The organism is Paenibacillus sp. BJ-4 (assembly GCF_020404765.1).
Taxonomy (GTDB): Bacteria; Bacillota; Bacilli; order Paenibacillales; family Paenibacillaceae; genus Paenibacillus.
In genome coordinates this window covers 187,290-205,073 of sequence record NZ_JAIVEM010000072.1, presented here as the reverse complement: position 1 = coordinate 205,073, position 17,784 = coordinate 187,290, and the positions used below count along the sequence as shown (strand labels likewise).

Genomic DNA, 17,784 nt, shown 5'->3' with positions numbered 1-17,784 from the left:
ATGAAATTCCTTTTTCAATATATTTGGATTGGGGTCCAACTAATTTAATTGTTCATAGTCTACCCCATCAGCAGGTGAAAAATCAATTGTCTTTTGGCAAGCCGCTCTGATTTTTTGACGTGCGGCCGTTCCAATCTGACGGTCCTGCCCAAAACGGACACCAGTCAGCGCCAACGCCTCATCAAAGGTTAACTCAACAGTAACTTTATCCATACGCGTTTTATCCTGCGTATTCATAAAAGATCACCTCACGGGTTATTAGTGATGGAACCGACGTGCATTTCCCCTAAAGCAGGCGATAGAAACAGCATAGCTATTTCCCTGAAAATAATCATTAGCCACCAGATAACTTTTATTTTCAGGTTCGAAAGCAGTCCTTATATTGTATGTCTGGTACCGCTTACAATATAACACATCGTGTAACCTTTTTCAATCCTGAATCCAATAAAATCCGCACTTTTTATTGTCTTCCTCGGTCAAGTGATTCCCAATTAAGACTGATTTTTGTTACAATAAGGTGATCGTAAAAAAAAGGAGTTCACCCATGAAAACAGATTTGTTGCCTGCTCCTCTGCTATGGGGAGATAAACGGTTCCATACTTGGAATTACGAAATGCGCGAGCAATTTCAAAATAAAGTGTTTAAAGTTATGCTGGATGCGGGTTTTACTTGTCCGAATCGCGATGGATCTATTGCCAAAGGAGGCTGCACTTTTTGCAGCGCGCGCGGATCGGGTGATTTTGCCGGACGTCGCCGTGATGATCTGGTCACCCAGTTCAATACGATTCGGGATCGTCAGCATTTAAAATGGCCAAACGCCAAATATATTGGTTATTTCCAAGCCTACACCAATACGTATGCCCCGGTTGAGGAACTGCGAGAATACTTTGAGGTTATTCTGGAGCAGCCGGGGGTTGTGGGTCTGTCCATCGCTACCCGTCCTGATTGCTTGCCTGACGATGTAGTGGATTACCTTGCCGAGTTGAACGAGCGCACGTACCTGTGGATCGAAATGGGACTGCAAACCGTCCATGAATCCACCTCAGAACTGATTAACCGTGCTCATGACACTCAATGCTATCTGGATGCGGTGGAAAAGCTGCGCAAGCGCAATATTCGCGTGTGTGCCCACATCATTTATGGTCTTCCGCAGGAAACGCATGAAATGATGCTCGATACCGGACGCTCAGTAGCGGCTATGGATGTGCAAGGCATTAAAATTCATTTGCTGCATCTCATGCGCAAAACGCCGATGGTCAAGCAGTATGAAGCGGGTTTATTACGCTTCCTGGAAAGGGACGAATACGTTAAGCTGATCGTCGATACACTGGAATTTTTGCCACCCGAGATGATCGTTCATCGACTGACTGGAGATGCTCCCCGCGATTTGCTGATGGGACCCATGTGGTCGCTCAAGAAATGGGAAGTGCTTAACGCCATTGATGATGAGCTGAAATCACGTGAAACGTGGCAGGGCAAATACTGGAGGCAGCCTTAAATGGGCTTCCTATCTGTCTTGAGCTATGCTCATCAATTGGTGGCTGCGCGTGTGCAGCCAGGTGATGCTGCTATCGATGCCACTGTTGGTACAGGGGCAGATACGCTGTTTCTGGCAAAAGCCGCTGGCAAACGGGGCCGTGTTTACGGCTTCGACATTCAGCAGGAAGCATTGCAACTCGCCCGGCGGCGGCTGGAAGAAAACGTCTCCTCCTCATTAGCAGAGGTATCCTTGCTGCTGCAGGGTCATGAGCAAATGAGGAAGGCTATTCCCAACGAGCTGCATGGCAAAGTCGCTGCGGTTATGTTTAACCTAGGCTACTTGCCTTCCGAGGGCGCCGATTCATCTGTCATCACGCATACGGACACTACGCTCGCCGCGCTTGAAGCAGCCCTGCAACTGCTGCGACCACGCGGCATTCTGACCACCGTATTATATCCAGGACACGCTGGAGGCAATGAAGAGGCTGAAGCCGTCCTACAATGGGCTTCTGCTCTTCCCGTCTCTATCGGTCAAAGTATTATTTACCGTCAATTACAACGGGACACCTCGCCATATTTGGTGGCGATTGAAAAAAAATAGCATATCGGCTTTCCAAGCCAACTTATCCAGGTTATGAGCGGCTTTTTCCAGCCGCCTTACATATATCATTTTGAAAGTCGTAAGGGATTTCTGTTGTGCACTCAATACCCATTCATGGAGGAGAGAAATTATGCTAAAGCCATATCCGCTGCAATTTCAACCTGAATTTAAAGAAAGAGTCTGGGGAGGACGAGCATTAGAACAATTTGGTCTAACCCCACCAGAAGGACATATTGGCGAAGGATGGATGATTGCCGATCATCCGAATGGAACCACAACGGTCATCAATGGTGAGCTGGCAGGCAAGGGACTGGATGAAATCCGCGAAACCTATGGACAGGAATGGCTTGGAGCCAAAGGAGTATCGGAAAAAGGTGGCCGCTTCCCGCTTCTAATCAAGCTGCTGGATTGCAATGATGACCTGTCGGTTCAGGTACATCCTACAGATGATTATGAGGGACTTCCGGCCGGAGAGCTTGGAAAAACCGAAATGTGGTACGTGCTTGATGCCAAGCCGGATGCGAAAATCATTTATGGTCTGACCGAAGGTGTAACACGCGAAAGTCTGCGTACAGCTCTTGAAAGCGGAGACATCCTCGGCAGTTTGCGTCAGGTCCCTGTTGAAGCAGGCGATACATTCTTCATTCCCGCCGGCACTGTACATGCGCTGTGCGCGGGTGTTGTCGTTGCTGAAATCCAGCAAAATTCGGATACGACCTATCGGTTATATGACTATAACCGTCCTGGTTTGGATGGCAAGCCACGTGAGTTGCATATTGAGGATTCTCTCAATGTGACCTCATACGAAGATGCAGGCGCAACAACAATGAAAACTGGCGGTTTACAGCCAGGTGAATGGCTCCAGCTTGCAGCCTGTGAGTATTTTGTCGTGGAAAAGGGTATCGTAGATGGAAGTTGGTCGCTTGCTACAACGAAAGACAGCTTTACGATTCTCGTCATTTGCGAAGGCAGTGGTACCCTAGCGTGGGACGATAATGCCGAGTCTCTTACCTGTAAAGCTGGAGATTGCTTCCTGCTGCCTGCCAATCTGAACGGTTACACATTGAATGGACAAATGACCGTACTTAGATCTTATCTTCCTTAAAGCTCAAAGGATGTGATGTCTAATCATGCGGGAATACACCTTCACCATCGCTGAAAATGACGGAACCGAGCTTTTTGCCTACCGCTGGCTGCCCGATCAGCAGATGCCCCTAAAGGGGATTGTACAAATTTCACATGGGATGTGTGAGAGGTCTTACCGCTATATCCGACTGGCAGAGAAGCTCACTGCTTCCGGCTACGGTGTGTATGCCAACGATCATATCGGTCACGGGCGCACAGCTGGTGATCCTCATAAGCTCGGTATGCCGGGAGCAGATGCGTTCAATCGAATGGCAAACGGCATGCTGGAGCTGGGTGAAATTGTGGCTAAGGAGTTCCCTGATCTGCCTCGTTTTTTGCTGGGTCACAGCATGGGGTCCTTTTTAACCCAGAAAATAATGTATGACGACAGTCACGTATATCACGGGTTTATGTTATCGGGAACGAACGGGCGGCGTGGTCTGCTGAAACTCGGGGAGCAGGTTGCCCTGCTGCAAGCCAAGCTGCAAGGAATGGATCATCGCAGCATGCTGCTCAATGCGATGGTCTTTGGCGGTTTTAACCGTGCCTTTCGTCCGGTGCGTACGGCATTCGACTGGCTATCCCGTGATCCAGAGGAAGTAGATCAATTCGTACATGATCCATTGTGTGGAGCCATCTGTACGACAAGCTTCTTCCTTGATTTTTTCAGGCTGCTGCAAGAAATCCATTGGCCTTCCTCACTGGAAAACATTAATCCTAAACTGCCGGTCTACATATTTGCCGGGGATCGTGATCCGGTAGGATTGTTCGGTAAAGGTGTATTGTCGCTGGTGGATATGTATCGAAGCCTGGAGCTTCAGGATGTGGAATACCGCCTCTACCCTGATGGTCGCCATGAGATGCTGCATGAAACAAACCGCGATGAAGTCATGTGTGACATTGTTGACTGGCTGGACCGTCATGTTAACGTGGCAGCGACCTCTGTTTTGGCTGGAGGCTCCGAGACATCTTCATAAATTAGCTCTTAATAAAAAGAAACCTTCAAAACCACGGTTAAAGTGAGTTTAAAGGTTTCTTTTTTATGCAAATCACCATGCATTCCGTTCTCTCAGGGAAGTAATATGAGCTGTATGATGTTTGCCGTGCCAGGCATAGATGCCGATGTTTCGTTCGAGCCGGATCGTCTGACCCGATTCAGGATGAATAAACGTTCGATGCAGCTGCTCTTCTCCTAACGATCGTAACACGGTCACCCACCGTTTATGAAGCCCTTCCAGCAATTGCAGTGACGGCTCCAGTGGAAGCTCCCTAGCGTCCGGTATTTCGGCCCAACGTCCCTCATCGTATGGCTTGATCGTCGGTGTATCCTCCGTCAGCGCCAGCTTAAAACGAATATAGCTGTTCATATGGCTGTCTGCCAAATGATGAACAACCTGCCTTATCGTCCATCCACCTTCACGATAAGGCGTATTAAGCTGTTGCTCATTCAATCCCTCAACCGCCTGACGAAGCTGCGAAGGCAGTTCAGCAATGTCGTGAACCCATACAAGAAGCTGCTCCTCTGTAATGGTATCTGGAACGACAAACGGCCCAATCGGGTAGCGCAAATCTTTGTCCAAAACAGTCCCCACCCTTCTCTGCATCTGTGTGTTTATTAGGTCTGAATCTTATGGTATTACTATGCAGGAAAAAAAGCAGACCCGCAAGAGTCTGCTTTTTTTCATATACATCATGCTTGGATATAACTGGATCTTTATTATCCCTCCAGCAACAGAGATTCCGGATCTTCCAGCAATTCTTTGACCGTTACCAAGAAGCGAACCGCTTCGCTACCATCGATAATCCGGTGATCGTAAGACAAGGCGATATACATCATCGGACGATTTTCCATACGCTCCTCGTCAATTGCAATCGGACGAAGCTGGATTTTGTGCATCCCCAAAATACCCACCTGCGGCGTGTTCAGAATTGGCGTAGACAGCAGGGACCCAAAAATACCCCCATTGGTAATGGTAAAGGTCCCGCCCTGCAAATCTGCCAGAGAAAGCGAGTTGGAGCGTGCTTTGCCAGCCAATTCTGCAATGCTTTTCTCAATTTCAGCAAAGCCGAGACGATCGGCGTCCCGTACGACCGGTACGACCAAACCTTCCTTGGCAGATACAGCAATCCCGATATCATAGTATTTTTTCAGTACGATATCATCGCCGTTAATTTCTGCATTCACGGTAGGGAATTGCTTGAGTGCGCCAACCACTGCTTTCGTAAAGAAGGACATAAAGCCGAGCCCTACATCATGCTTCTCCTTGAACTTATCTTTACGGCGTTTACGGACATCGAGAATGGCGGTCATATCCACTTCATTAAAAGTGGTAAGCATAGCAGCTGTTTGCTGTGCCTCAACAAGGCGCTTGGCAATCGTCGCTCTGCGACGAGACATCCGCTGGCGTTCTACAGGCTTGCTGTACTCCGTTTGAGATGAAGACGAAGCCGCAGGCTTGTTGACAACGGGAGACGCTGGTGCAGTCGATGCCGCACCTGCAACCTCAACACTGTTCGTATGCGTTTTAACATCTCCCTGGAACACCCGTCCGAGCGGGTCTTTTCCCTGTACCTGCTCTAGATCAATTCCGCGTTCACGCGCCAGCTTCCGGGCGGATGGAGATGCCGTCTGATTTCCCCCGTCATTATTAGACGAAACAGGCTGTGCGGCCCTTTCTGCTACTGCAGTAGCCGGTGTAGTCGCTACGGGTGGTGCTTCCGGTGCTTTAGTCGCTGCTGCTTCTCCAGCACCAGACACCCCTGCGCTACCACTGCCGGTTCCGATCAAGCCAACAGCTTCACCGATGGACACAGTCTCTCCCTCCTGACGAAGGATTTTCTGGACAACTCCCGCTTCTTCTGCACTAATTTCCAGATTGACTTTATCCGTTTCCAGTTCCAGTAGAACATCCCCCTGTCCTACGGAGTCCCCTTCCTTGACAAGCCATTTAGAAATTGTTCCTTCCGTGATGGATTCTCCCATTGCTGGCACTAAAATATCGCTCACAGCCGCTACCTCCCCAGTGTAATATTATTTTTGGAATCCTGCTTCAACGCTGATTGAATAATCCGCTGCTGTTCTAGGCTGTGCACTTGCTGATAGCCGCTCGCCGGGCTGGAACGTTCCGGTCTGCCTGCGTAACGAATTTCCGCTCCTTGCGGCACAACATTCCGCAGACGAGGCTCAATGTAACTCCATGCCCCCATATTTTTAGGTTCTTCCTGAGCCCATACGAATTCTTTAACATGCGGGAAACGGCTGAAGATATTCCGAATTTCCTCTTCCGGGAAGGGGTATAACTGCTCTACACGAATAATGTGCAGACGCTCTTCCGCCTCATTTTTATCTTTCTCCAACGCCTCTTCCAGATCAATCGCAATTTTGCCACTGCAAAGTACAATGCGCTCTACACGATCCGGGCGTGCACCCAGCCCTGGCTGCTCCAGCACAGGATGGAATGTTCCCTCACTGAACTCTGAAGCAGGTGAAGCGACACGATTGTTGCGAATCAGGCTTTTCGGCGACATCATCACAAGCGGACGCGCTTCCTCACTTTCGCTCAATGCAGCCTGACGGCGCAACAGATGGAAATACTGCGAGGCACTGCTCAGATTGGCGACAGTCCAGTTATTTTGTGCAGACAACTGGAGGAAACGCTCCAGCCGTGCGCTCGTATGCTCTGGTCCTTGTCCTTCACTTCCATGCGGTAACAGCATGACCAAACTGGATTTCTGTCTCCATTTGGCACGGCCCGCGGAAATAAATTGATCGAAAATAACCTGTGCGCAGTTCGCAAAATCACCGAATTGTGCTTCCCAAATCACTAACGTTTCAGGAGAAAAAACGTTATACCCATACTCAAAGCCAAGGACAGAAGCCTCAGATAAAGGGCTATTATGAATACTGAACGAGGCGCGTGCTTCTGGCAGTGTATGAAGCGGGCAATGTGTATTGCCAGTTTCAGGCTCATGCAGCACGAGGTTACGGTGAGCAAAGGTCGCACGCTCCGCATCCTGACCCGTCATACGAATCGGCTTGCCGTCTGCGAGAATGGTAGCCAGGGCCAGTGTCTCGGCCAAACTCCAATCTACCTTTTCCCCCTCGTTCAGAGCTGTTTTTCTACGCTGTAAAATGCGATCCAGCTTCGGATATACATGAAAATCTTTTGGCCATTTGAGCAGGTTTTCATTGATTTGGCGCAGCTTTTTCAGTTCCACCGCGGTACGGACCACAGAGCCCTGATTTTTTTTGGCCTTAACAGCAGTAATTTCAGGCTCCTCTTCCGGTTGATTCTTCACATGCTCATGTGCTTCCTTCAGTCGGTTTTGCACCTTTTCAATAAGGCCGGCACTAAACGCTTCATCCACAATACCCTGCTTCATCAGTTTTTGAGCATATAATTTGCTCACCGTCGGATGATTCTTCACCTTGCGATATACCAGCGGTTGGGTTGTTTCCGGGTCATCGGATTCATTGTGACCATAACGACGATAACCAATCAGATCAATCAGGAAATCCTTCTTGAAGCGATTGCGGTATTCGCCAGCCATACGAGCCGCTGCAATGCAAGCTTCAGGATTATCCGCGTTCACGTGTACAATCGGAATTTCGTAGCCCTTGGCCAGATCGCTGGCATAACGGGTCGAACGTGAATCGACACTCTCTGTCGTAAAGCCCAGACGATTATTCACAATAATATGCACCGTACCGCCATTACGGAAGCCGCGCAAATTTGTGAAATTGAGTGATTCCGCCACGATCCCCTCACCCGGGAAAGCCGCATCGCCATGCATGATAATCGTGGCTGCCTTGCTGACATCCAGCTTCGGATAGCCTGCTTGACTACGGTCTTCCTGCGCTGCGCGGGAAAAGCCTTGCACAACCGGATTCACATACTCCAAGTGACTTGGATTATTCGCCAAGGTCAGTCGGGCCTGTACTGCCTCCCCATCCTTGACAAAACGATCAGCACCCAGATGATACTTCACATCTCCAGTCCAGCCGTAGTTTATTCCGGTCGAGCCTTCCGACGGGATCAGGTCCTTATTCGGAGAATGATGAAATTCAGAGAAAATTTTGCTATAAGGCTTGCCCAGCACATGAGCCAGCACGTTCAAACGCCCCCGATGCGCCATACCCATCAGAACGTGACTTGCTCCTGCATTCGTGGTGAGTCGAATGATCTCATCAAGTACAGGTACAAGCACATCATTACCCTCGATGGAAAAACGCTTCTGTCCGACAAACGTTTTATGCAAAAACTCTTCGAACTGTTCTACCTCCACCAATCTGCCCAACAGCGTCTTGCGTTCCTGTGTTGTGAGTGGCTTGGAGGACCAGCCGGATTCTGCATAGCTGTTCAACCAACTGCGTTCCTCTTCGCTATGAATGTGACTAAATTCATAGGCAATCGGTCCTGTGTATGCTACACGCAACCGTTGAATGGCTTCCCATCCGTTCAGTGTTCCCGCAGGAGCGTTATCCCATATTAAAGAGGCCGGAAAGGCCTTTAAGTCCTGTTCAGTTAAACCGTAAGATGCTGGATCAAGCAAGCGAGTGTCCTGCTCGGCATCCAGTCCCAACGGATCGATTTGGGCGGCCAAATGTCCGTATTCACGGATGTTCCACACCATTTTCCCCGCTGTAACCGCTTTCTGTAATGTGTTCGAATCGAGGCTCCCCAGAGCGCTTGCGGGGGGTCCTTGCAATTTGTAGTCTATCATGGAAGCAGCCGAGTATTCGGATTGCGGCGGCTCACCCCATTGATCAAACAGCTCGCGGTAAGCCGGATCAACCGTTCCGGGGTCCGCTACATACTTTTCATACTGGTCCTGCACATAACCTAGATTAGGTCCGTAATACGCCTGCCAAGGTACCTGTCTACTGCTCTCTTCCATTGTCATCTCGTTCCCTCCGTCAAATTTTGAAATTCATAGCTGGACGGAAATCATTTTAAATTTGTTTTTTTGTTGAACCCTCAATTTAAGTTGTTCACAATATGCTCACATTATATGAAATCCTTCATCAAAAGTCGAATTTCATAGTTCTTATTCCTCTTCCATTGTATAAACTTTTCTAGCTATGAGCATTTCCTTTTTCTCAACATATCCATGCGTAAATGAGATGAATCGGGCTATTCCACATATAAAAAAAGCACCTGAGGCAAAGTTGTCCTCCCGCCTTGGCGCTTTATCATGCAATTCATCAAGATCAGGAACCGAATTGAGCCGTATGTAGACGACTATAGACTCCACCTGCGGCAACCAATTCCTCATGTCTTCCCTGCTCGGTAATGCCTTTTTCGGTAACCACGATAATACGGTCCGCATTTTTGATCGTCGCCAGTCGATGGGCAATGACCAATGTCGTTCGTCCAGCCGACAATTCCGCCAGCGATTGTTGAATGGCCGCTTCTGTCTCCGTGTCCAGTGCAGAGGTCGCCTCATCCAAAATAAGTATCGGTGGATTTTTCAGGAACATTCGAGCAATCGCCAACCGTTGCTTTTGGCCTCCAGACAGCTTCACACCACGTTCACCGATCACCGTATCCATCCCTTCAGGCTGAGAACGAATAAAATCATGCAACTGCGCACGGTGTGCAGCCTCCCATATTTCATCTTCTCCCGCATCCAGCTTGCCATACCCGATATTTTCGCGGATGGTACCAGAGAATAGGAACACATCCTGCTGCACAATCCCAATCTGACGGCGTAGAGAACCCAGCGTCATGCTGCGGATATCCAGCCCATCAATGGTAATGCTGCCGCCTTGCCATCGTAAAAACGGGGCAGCAAGCTGCAAATCGTCGTTTTCCCCGCTCCTGACGGACCGACAAAAGCAACCGTTTCACCAGCGTGAATGCTAAGGTCAATCTCTTTTAGTACCTGGTCCTTACCTTCATATCCAAAGGAAACTCCGTTATAGCAAATATCTCCCCTCAAATGCTCCACATCACGTGCATTCGGCGCATCTGCCACTTCCGGTACGGTATCCAGCAAATCCGTATAACGCTTGAAGCCCGCAATCCCTTTGGGATAGCTCTCAATGATAGCGTTGATTTTATCAATCGGACGAAAAAATACATTTGACAGCAAAATAAACCCGACAAACTGCCCATACGACAGCTCTCCACGAATGACATAGTACGCACCAAAAATCAGCACAAACAGCGTAACCATACGGGTCAGCATATAGCTCATCGACAGCCCGTTGGACATAATTTTATAAGCCATCAGCTTTGCGCCTCGAAAACGATTATTGTCCTTGTCAAAGCGTACCTTTTCAAAATGTTCGTTGCCAAAGGCTTGCACAACACGAATACCGCCAATCGTATTCTCGACGCGGGCATTAAAATCCCCTACACTCGCATACATCGCATCAAAGGCCTTCGTCATCCTTTTATTAAAATAAATGGACAACCAGATCAGTACCGGAATGACCGCAAAAATCAAAAGCGCCAGCTTCCAGTGAATCGAACTCATCAGCACAAAGGCTCCAACCAAGGTCATTATTGCAATGAACAAATCCTCCGGTCCATGATGAGCCATTTCCCCAATTTCCATCAAATCGTTCGTAATCCGTGACATCAAACTGCCTGTCTTGTGATTATCAAAAAAACGGAACGACATCTTTTGCATATGCTCAAACAGCTTCCGTCGCATGGCCGTCTCAATATTAACCCCGAGCATGTGGCCCCAGTAGTTAATAATGTACTGCATCAGTGTATTTACCCCGTAGATTGCCAGCAAACCAGCGCAGGCCCACAAAATCAGCCTCAGATTATTTTGCGGCAATAAGTCGTCCACCACATAATTAACTGCAAGCGGAAATCCCAACTCCAGTAGCGCGGCGAAAACAGCACACGAAAAATCCAGTAGAAACAAAGACCGATAAGGTCTATAATATTCCAAAAAACGACGTAACATGCTTCCCCTCATTTCTGTATGCACTTATTGGTAAATAGGAATGCAAACCATAAAAAAATGCCCCGCAGGCGCATATCTGCGTCAGCAGGACATTTAAATTGAAATCGGAGTAGCGGGATTCGAACCCACGACCTCACCCACCCCAAGGGTGCGCGCTACCTAGCTGCGCTATACCCCGATAAATCGGTGTATGTAGATCAATGCTGTTATTTACCATTATAATCTGGTCTTAAAAACCTGTAAAGGGACTATTTAGTCCAATTGTTACGAAATGATATGATTCCAAAACTGAGATTTACAGGAGCTAACGATGCAAAGCAAAAAAATAATCATATTCGGAGCATTATTTCTTTTATTACATTTAAGCGTTCCTATCTACTATAGCTTTGCAGAGGAAAACCCTGCCATAGATCAAGAAACGAAAGAGAGATTAATGGAGCAGTATGGTTTGGAAGAACCGGAATCCCCTACATCAGAACAGCAGCAAAACATATTATTCGGAGGTGATTGGGGCTTTAGTCCTTCTGCTGGTGCTGTGATGCTGGAATTGGCAAAATTAACTCATAATCCGCTCGTATTTATCAGTCAACAACTGGTACATTCGCTGAGACAGTAAGCTTTTTTTATTTGGAAAATTCAATGATATAGAACATAAGGATCATTTTTTCGAAGCAAGTTGTTGAATGCCTGGAGTCACTTCATCCTTTTTTTGAAAAGTTCAATTCAATAGGTCCCCTACCCGCCTCCAATCCCATTACCGATTCCAGCATAAATCTTCGTTGCATTCATTGTTTATTTTTCACAGCTTAGTTCGATGAAATTTTGGCCTGTATTATAATTCCATAGTAAGCATCGATTGTACCGTCTCTCTTGGATTCCACTCTTCCTCATATCTCCCCAAAAAGTAATGCGCGTTTTGCCACCCGCTCTCATCTTATTTATTGAGACTGTTCTCGACATGGAGACTATGAGTTGTTGTATAGTCCATTCATACCATTCAACTCATTGATTTATTATAAACAAAATGTTATATTGTCTATAAAAATAACCATCATTTAATCGAGGTGTTTGCTAAAATGGATCATTCCGAGCTATTTTGGAATGCTGGAATCGAGGAACTGAAGCGCGGGTATATCCGTCAGGGAGAGCAGATCGTTTGCCTGCTGGACGAACAGCGATACGAGCAAGGCATCATATATGAGGATCAAGGGGTATTTTATGACGCGGAGAGATACATGCGTCTTCATATTGAGCGGACATATGGTTCGGTATTTGAATATTTGATTAGCCTGGACAAAAAGCTGACCGGGCTGACGGATCATCAGAATCGGCTGCTTCAGTTATTTTATCAAGGCATGGGCGATACGGATATTCAAAAGGAAACCGGAATCGGTAGTGCATCCACCATACGCAATCATCGCTTTGGTCTCAAGGAAAAAGAACGGCAGGCCAAGGTATTTCTCACATTAATGGAGCTGCTGAAGGAGAAGGACCGTCACGCTCCCGCCATCGTCGAAGTGCCGGTACGGGCACGAATGGTGGACGAACGCTACAACATTACAGAAGCCGAAAAGCAAAAGATACTCAAAAAGTATTTTCCGGACGGTACAGACGGGCGCCTAAAAACCTTCAAAATGCAAGAAAAGCACAAGCTGGTTGTGCTGCGTGAAATTGCGGGACGTTTCGAAAAAGGACAAACGTATCATGAGAAGGATATCAATGTGATTTTAGAGGAAGTGTATGACGATTATGTCACGGTGCGAAGATATATGATTGAATACGGTCTATTGGATCGCAAACCGGATGGCAGTGAATATTGGTTGAAAGATTATTGATGGGTAACGTTTATAAATAGGAGGATTCAACATGAACCGAAGAAAAGAACTGGTACAGCAATACAAGGAGATAAAAACAGAGGCTGGAATCTATTGCATTCGTAATACACACAATGGAAAAATGTTTGTCGCTGCTACGCCGAATTTGAAGTCGCTAAACGGTCGTCGTTTTGAGTTGCAAATGGGAGTTTTTATGAATAAACCGCTGCAACAGGAATGGAATGAATATGGCGACGATGCGTTTGAATTTGAAGTGCTGGACATTTTGAAGAAAAAGGATTCAGAGTTCTTCGATGTTAAAGATGCACTGGCAAAACTGGAGCAGACTTGGCTTGATCGACTCCAGCCTTACGGAGACAAAGGATATTTGTAAAATTATTGATCCACGGAATGCTCCTCCCGAAGGTAGCCAAAAATAACAGCGTCGACGAATTGCCCTTTTTCATAAAAATAGTCTCTCAAGTGGCCCTCTTGGGTAAAACCACTTTTGAGCAGTAGCCGTCTGGAGCCTTCGTTATCTGGATCAATGAAGGCTTCTATACGGTGAACCTGCAGCAAATGAAAGCCATAATCAACTACCACCTTCATCGCTTCTGTCATCAGGCCTTGCCGCCAATATTCCGGTGCCAGCTCATAGCCGATTTCAATACGGGAGTGCTCCTTGTGCCAGTTATGAAATCCAATTGTACCCACGATCCGCTCAGGAGCTTCTTTTAACGCAATCCCCCAACGAAAGCCCTCTTGCTTCTCATATCTAGTTAGCATGGAACGAATAAATTTTTCTGCTTGCTCTACCTCTATAAAGCTTTCCAGATCATAATATTTTGTGACTTCATCTTTGGAGAAATAGGCGAATACGTCCTGCGCGTCCTCTAATATAAGTTTTCTTAAACGAAGCCGTTTGGTTTGCAGCACCGGAAATGTTTCCTTTGTCATCATGCATCTCCTTCCTCACATAAAAAACTTAATTGAGCAGCCCCCAGCCAATGGCAACCAGCACTCCATTTATTAGTAATAATGCAATACATGCTCTCCACTTGTTGACTTCATTCGTTTGAAAAAATGCGGGCACTTTACTACGACACATGAACAAAGTAAACGACAAATTCCAAATAATACGCATACCATACTTTATGTAATATAAAGCAGGACTTAGCTGTACACCACCCAATACGGGCGGGACATTCGGAATGAACAAAATGGCACAGGCATAACGCATAGTCTCATATGTAAAATAAAATACAGCCAGCCACCAAGCCCACTTCTTACCAAACAACATACCGACACCGGCAGTCGTTCCGGCCAAACCAAGCAAAGCAATGAATCCTTGAAACATGCCCCTGCAAACCCCTACCAACGTAGAAGCCTCATTCAACGCATTGAGTGTCAATAGCTGTGTCACCAGCAGAAGAGCCCCATTAAAAATCAGTAAAATGGCTGCAATACTTACACCTAAAGGCCGTTCAAGAGCTACGTTCGTGACATATTCCTCTACTTCTTTTTTTGTATATAAATCCGACACTTCTTCTACTCTCCTAACCCAGTTGTATACATCTATTTTCGGGCGGCTACAATAACAGTGTGTTCTCGCCTCATTCCCATATATCGGCTTTCAGGAAACTATGATTTAGATTAATAGAATCCCAAATAGAGTAATATCTATCCTTATACTACCATTCCAAGATTGAATCTGACAAATGAACGCACTAAATTCAATCCAAAAGCACTAACAGCGCCTGCTTGTACTTTTCTACATTCATTTTGTGCCTCCCTTATACTCTGCTTTTCACCTCTGAACACTTAGCTCCTATGAACCCAAACGCGTTATTTTCGTGGCTTTATAACCAGTAGAAGATTGGATATACTCTACTTGATAACCCGATCGGGCATCCAAAAGCTCTTCCATAAATGGAAGGCATGGACTGTACATAAAACTCCCTCCGGGCCGAATTGCTCTGAGGATTTCCATATATTTGTGAGCGTACTCATAAATATTACCGTCAGCCTTCAGATGATGATGTATAAAATGATTGGAAAACGCCATATGAGACACGATCGTTCCCCATGCGCTTTGCTCATAGGTGGTCTCCAACCAATCTCCCTGGGTTACACAGCCTTCTGTTCTAGCCAACCGATCCGCCCCATAAGCCTTGATTCCGTGAGAACGCAAATAGAAGACCAGCCGTGCTTCCGATCCGCAACCGATGTCGAGAACAGGCTCTTGCATACGAGCCATGTCCAATCCTAGCAGCTTGGCTTGCAGCTCCGGCGTATATTCCTCGCAAGGTATCCAAAAGGTATACTCACTCTTGGCATACTTGGCAAACATCGCTCGTCCGTTGGTCCGAATTAAAAAATCTCTCAACTGCCCGTAATGCTGCTGGAGCAGCAGGCTCAGTCTTGCTTTATCGATAGATTGCTTTTGGAACAGCTTTCGAATCCGTTCGAAGAATCGATCGTACAGCTCCGTAAGCTCCCTCGCATGATTGGTGTGAAAATGCAGAAATTGATTGGTGCTTACAAACTGATGCAGCGTTTTGGACGCAACTTCCGCAACAAAAGCGGTATACGTATGCTGACGCTTTAAGTTATGCAGCATGAAAATCAATTCCGGGCCCCTCTGTGTCATCCAGTAGGTCAACTCTGGTGAAGGACCCATAAGAACATTTCCCTCTCGTATATAGAACAAACTTCGCTGCTGATTATAGAACATTTGACTATCAATGAGTCTGCTGAGCAGGGCAACCGTCATCTTCGCTTCCTCCTAATCTACAAGATAGATAAGTCCACAAACGTGAAAGCCCTACCCAAGCCGAAACAATGCCATCCTTGGGTAGGGCCAGCTTATTTTCCAAGTATACCATGGGTATGGAGATAGCGTTTTATTGCAAATCCTCCGCCTGTACATAAGAAGATAAAGGAATATTCAACTCACGGATCCCCTGAGCTACCAGTCGGGCTATTTGCTCTGCGCCGTACTCCTGAAAATGCGTGTCATCCTTCACCCCATCAGGGAATGCAGGATACACCCCTGGCTCTACATGTAGAAATAACGGGAGTGTACCTTCCGGACCAAGTGTATTATAGTATGCTACACTCAAGCGACTAAGATCAACTAGTGCAACACCTGTCTCGGCTGCCGTTTCCTTCATGGCCTGCACATATTCCGGGAAGCTAACCCGAAAGGAAGCACTTGCTGCGTCATAATCCCGACGGCCAACAGGAGTAATTAACACAGGTGTAGCCCCACGTTGTGTGGCTCCTTGAATGTAGGTTTTCAAGTAAACTTTGTAATCCGCTGGTGAAACATAACGCTCTTGGTTGTTAATCGCCGCATCATTATGACCAAACTGTATGAGCAGATAATCCCCAGGACGGATATTCCTCAAAATATCATCTAGTCGTCCCTGCACAAGGAAGGTCTTCGTGCTTCGTCCACCTATCGAGCGATTCACAAAAGTAGTCTCATTTGTAAAAAACGGAGCAATCATTTGACCCCAACCCGCCTGAGGCTTCATCGAGGATTTATAGGTTTGAACCGTAGAATCTCCGGCAAGGTATACCGAAGGATGTTCTCCAGCCGTTCGAGCGTCCTTGGGCGTGATAACCAAAGCGTTAACCTTCGGATCATTTCCCGAGAAGTACAATTCCAACTGACCATCGATAAGGGCGAGTTCAAATCCTGCCTCGACAAATTGGCCTGCAGCTTTGGTCGTAGGCTCCACCTTAACGATGGACTCGGCTTTAACAGTTATATCTGTGTTCCCGGCTGTATCTCCGGCAATCAGGGAAAACGTGTAATCCGCAGGTGGTAAATTGACGACAAAGGATGAGCCTTGAACACGGACAAAATCCGAACGAATAGCATCATTGCCACCACGATCCGCTTCGCTTACCTTGGACAGATCCATAAATCCATAGCCTCGCTCAGGCGTGTAAGCATCCTTGGCGGTAACCTGGGTGTATCCGTCAGCTACCTTCCCCGGGCCAAAGTCAAAACGAATAGACGCAGCAAGCTGTTTTTCGGCCAGTGCCTGCCCTGGAACAAGCATGGTCGCAAATAACAAGCTGAACCCCGCACATAATCCAATCATCTTACCGAACAACCTGTGACGTTTTCCCTTCTGTTTCAAGCGCAACCCTCGCTTTTCAAGTTATTTGAGTGATTTGGATGTTTTCAATGAATTGTCGTCGTCTTTTTGTGTATGGATCCCCATCAGCTTTTGGCAGCCTTGATCCAGCACCCAGGATATCGCAATACCAACCGTATACCTGATCAGATCAGCGGTCAGGAATCCTTTGCCGAGCACCAGCCCGCCCAGCGTCGTCGTCCGGATGTGGTTGATCCAGGGAGCTTGGTACATCTGACTGAACTCAATGGCGAAGCAAAACAGCAAGCTGCCCCATAGGGCTACAGACAATTGACGATCTACCCACAACATTCTAAGCCCAAAGTAAATCATGCACGCCCACAAGGCATCCCCAAAGTGACTGGCAACAAATTCAGGCAACCGGGAGGAGAAGATCCGGCTTCCCAAGCCCAATACAATAACGACCAGTATGGCAACCAGATACCCAGCGCGTTTCTTCCAGTGAGATTTCACCTGTATTGCCCGATTTGCCTTTCTGCCGACGCTTTTACGAACGCTCCTCATGCTAGATCACCTGCCTTAACACTGGAAAAGTCCCCGTTGGGCTGCTGGAAATCCGTTAAGCTTTCCCTTAGGATAACGCTTGCAAGAATGCTTAACCTTATGCTGATGTCATATTGTATGCACACCAGCTTGTCTATATTTTTCATCTTATAATCAATCATAA

The 17,784-nt window shown here is 47.1% G+C and carries 16 protein-coding genes, 1 tRNA gene and 1 pseudogene; 7 read left to right on the top strand and 11 right to left on the bottom strand.

Features of this window, described 5'->3' with window-relative positions:
* Positions 1-39: 39 nt before the first annotated feature.
* Complete coding sequence (locus LCF57_RS13585; RefSeq protein WP_013370066.1) at positions 40-237, bottom strand: hypothetical protein; 198 nt, start codon at positions 235-237, stop codon at positions 40-42.
* Between the two features lie 307 nt (positions 238-544).
* Between LCF57_RS13585 and LCF57_RS13580 the strand changes: the two genes are divergently transcribed.
* The 4 genes from LCF57_RS13580 (at position 545) to LCF57_RS13565 (ending at position 4,182) form a co-directional block, all read left to right on the top strand.
* Complete coding sequence (locus LCF57_RS13580; RefSeq protein ID WP_226001169.1) at positions 545-1,498, top strand: TIGR01212 family radical SAM protein; 954 nt, start codon at positions 545-547, stop codon at positions 1,496-1,498.
* Positions 1,499-2,080, top strand: a complete 582-nt coding sequence (locus tag LCF57_RS13575; protein ID WP_226001168.1) for a class I SAM-dependent methyltransferase — start codon at positions 1,499-1,501, stop codon at positions 2,078-2,080.
* 130 nt (positions 2,081-2,210) lie between these two features.
* Positions 2,211-3,185 carry a type I phosphomannose isomerase catalytic subunit gene (locus LCF57_RS13570; protein ID WP_226001167.1) on the top strand — a complete coding sequence of 325 codons (975 nt, stop codon included), beginning with the start codon at positions 2,211-2,213 and terminating at the stop codon, positions 3,183-3,185.
* 25 nt (positions 3,186-3,210) lie between these two features.
* Positions 3,211-4,182 (top strand): alpha/beta fold hydrolase, encoded by a 972-nt coding sequence (locus tag LCF57_RS13565; protein ID WP_226001166.1) that lies wholly within the window; start codon positions 3,211-3,213, stop codon positions 4,180-4,182.
* A gap of 72 nt (positions 4,183-4,254) precedes the next feature.
* On the opposite strand, the gene LCF57_RS13560 is transcribed toward LCF57_RS13565, so the two are convergent.
* From LCF57_RS13560 to LCF57_RS13540, 5 genes and pseudogenes are all read right to left on the bottom strand, one after another.
* Positions 4,255-4,785: a YfiT family bacillithiol transferase gene (locus LCF57_RS13560; RefSeq protein ID WP_318840679.1), complete on the bottom strand. Its 531-nt coding sequence runs from the start codon at positions 4,783-4,785 to the stop codon at positions 4,255-4,257.
* 137 nt (positions 4,786-4,922) lie between these two features.
* Entirely contained in the window at positions 4,923-6,212 is a 1,290-nt protein-coding gene (gene odhB / locus LCF57_RS13555; RefSeq protein WP_226001164.1) for a 2-oxoglutarate dehydrogenase complex dihydrolipoyllysine-residue succinyltransferase, read from the bottom strand.
* A gap of 5 nt (positions 6,213-6,217) precedes the next feature.
* The gene (locus LCF57_RS13550; RefSeq protein ID WP_226001163.1) at positions 6,218-9,109 is read right to left on the bottom strand and encodes a 2-oxoglutarate dehydrogenase E1 component; all 2,892 of its coding nucleotides are present in this window, start codon (positions 9,107-9,109) and stop codon (positions 6,218-6,220) included.
* 307 nt (positions 9,110-9,416) lie between these two features.
* Positions 9,417-11,131 (bottom strand): annotated as a pseudogene (locus LCF57_RS13545) (ABC transporter ATP-binding protein).
* A 104-nt stretch (positions 11,132-11,235) separates the two neighbouring features.
* Positions 11,236-11,309 (bottom strand) — tRNA-Pro (locus tag LCF57_RS13540).
* Between the two features lie 132 nt (positions 11,310-11,441).
* Here LCF57_RS13540 and LCF57_RS13535 point away from each other — a divergent pair.
* The 3 genes from LCF57_RS13535 to LCF57_RS13525 all read left to right on the top strand — a co-directional run bounded on the left by LCF57_RS13535 (position 11,442) and on the right by LCF57_RS13525 (position 13,339).
* Positions 11,442-11,747 carry a hypothetical protein gene (locus LCF57_RS13535; protein ID WP_226001162.1) on the top strand — a complete coding sequence of 102 codons (306 nt, stop codon included), beginning with the start codon at positions 11,442-11,444 and terminating at the stop codon, positions 11,745-11,747.
* A 460-nt stretch (positions 11,748-12,207) separates the two neighbouring features.
* Positions 12,208-12,966: a DUF2087 domain-containing protein gene (locus LCF57_RS13530; RefSeq protein ID WP_226001161.1), complete on the top strand. Its 759-nt coding sequence runs from the start codon at positions 12,208-12,210 to the stop codon at positions 12,964-12,966.
* Positions 12,967-12,997: 31 nt separating this feature from the next.
* The gene (locus LCF57_RS13525) at positions 12,998-13,339 is read left to right on the top strand and encodes a GIY-YIG nuclease family protein (RefSeq protein WP_226001160.1); all 342 of its coding nucleotides are present in this window, start codon (positions 12,998-13,000) and stop codon (positions 13,337-13,339) included.
* Between the two features lie 2 nt (positions 13,340-13,341).
* On the opposite strand, the gene LCF57_RS13520 is transcribed toward LCF57_RS13525, so the two are convergent.
* The 5 genes from LCF57_RS13520 to LCF57_RS13500 all read right to left on the bottom strand — a co-directional run bounded on the left by LCF57_RS13520 (position 13,342) and on the right by LCF57_RS13500 (position 17,621).
* Positions 13,342-13,902 carry a GNAT family N-acetyltransferase gene (locus tag LCF57_RS13520; protein WP_226001159.1) on the bottom strand — a complete coding sequence of 187 codons (561 nt, stop codon included), beginning with the start codon at positions 13,900-13,902 and terminating at the stop codon, positions 13,342-13,344.
* A gap of 28 nt (positions 13,903-13,930) precedes the next feature.
* Positions 13,931-14,488: a hypothetical protein gene (locus tag LCF57_RS13515; RefSeq protein ID WP_226001158.1), complete on the bottom strand. Its 558-nt coding sequence runs from the start codon at positions 14,486-14,488 to the stop codon at positions 13,931-13,933.
* Between the two features lie 285 nt (positions 14,489-14,773).
* Positions 14,774-15,718, bottom strand: coding sequence for a class I SAM-dependent methyltransferase (locus LCF57_RS13510; RefSeq protein ID WP_226001157.1), 945 nt, complete (start codon positions 15,716-15,718; stop codon positions 14,774-14,776).
* A 130-nt stretch (positions 15,719-15,848) separates the two neighbouring features.
* The gene (locus tag LCF57_RS13505) at positions 15,849-17,060 is read right to left on the bottom strand and encodes a rhamnogalacturonan acetylesterase (RefSeq protein WP_226001271.1); all 1,212 of its coding nucleotides are present in this window, start codon (positions 17,058-17,060) and stop codon (positions 15,849-15,851) included.
* Positions 17,061-17,120: 60 nt separating this feature from the next.
* Positions 17,121-17,621, bottom strand: a complete 501-nt coding sequence (locus LCF57_RS13500) for a DUF2809 domain-containing protein (RefSeq protein ID WP_226001156.1) — start codon at positions 17,619-17,621, stop codon at positions 17,121-17,123.
* Positions 17,622-17,784 lie beyond the last annotated feature (163 nt).

Excerpts from the sequence above, each read along its gene's own strand:
- LCF57_RS13585 (WP_013370066.1), bottom strand. The coding sequence starts at position 237 with ATGAATACGCAGGATAAAACGCGTATGGATAAAGTTACTGTTGAGTTA.
- LCF57_RS13580 (WP_226001169.1), top strand. The coding sequence starts at position 545 with ATGAAAACAGATTTGTTGCCTGCTCCTCTGCTATGGGGAGATAAACGG.
- LCF57_RS13575 (WP_226001168.1), top strand. The coding sequence starts at position 1,499 with ATGGGCTTCCTATCTGTCTTGAGCTATGCTCATCAATTGGTGGCTGCG.
- LCF57_RS13570 (WP_226001167.1), top strand. The coding sequence starts at position 2,211 with ATGCTAAAGCCATATCCGCTGCAATTTCAACCTGAATTTAAAGAAAGA.
- LCF57_RS13565 (WP_226001166.1), top strand. The coding sequence starts at position 3,211 with ATGCGGGAATACACCTTCACCATCGCTGAAAATGACGGAACCGAGCTT.
- LCF57_RS13550 (WP_226001163.1), bottom strand. The coding sequence starts at position 9,109 with ATGACAATGGAAGAGAGCAGTAGACAGGTACCTTGGCAGGCGTATTAC.
- LCF57_RS13535 (WP_226001162.1), top strand. The coding sequence starts at position 11,442 with ATGCAAAGCAAAAAAATAATCATATTCGGAGCATTATTTCTTTTATTA.
- LCF57_RS13530 (WP_226001161.1), top strand. The coding sequence starts at position 12,208 with ATGGATCATTCCGAGCTATTTTGGAATGCTGGAATCGAGGAACTGAAG.
- LCF57_RS13525 (WP_226001160.1), top strand. The coding sequence starts at position 12,998 with ATGAACCGAAGAAAAGAACTGGTACAGCAATACAAGGAGATAAAAACA.
- LCF57_RS13520 (WP_226001159.1), bottom strand. The coding sequence starts at position 13,902 with ATGACAAAGGAAACATTTCCGGTGCTGCAAACCAAACGGCTTCGTTTA.
- LCF57_RS13510 (WP_226001157.1), bottom strand. The coding sequence starts at position 15,718 with ATGACGGTTGCCCTGCTCAGCAGACTCATTGATAGTCAAATGTTCTAT.
- LCF57_RS13505 (WP_226001271.1), bottom strand. The coding sequence starts at position 17,060 with ATGATTGGATTATGTGCGGGGTTCAGCTTGTTATTTGCGACCATGCTT.
- LCF57_RS13500 (WP_226001156.1), bottom strand. The coding sequence starts at position 17,621 with ATGAGGAGCGTTCGTAAAAGCGTCGGCAGAAAGGCAAATCGGGCAATA.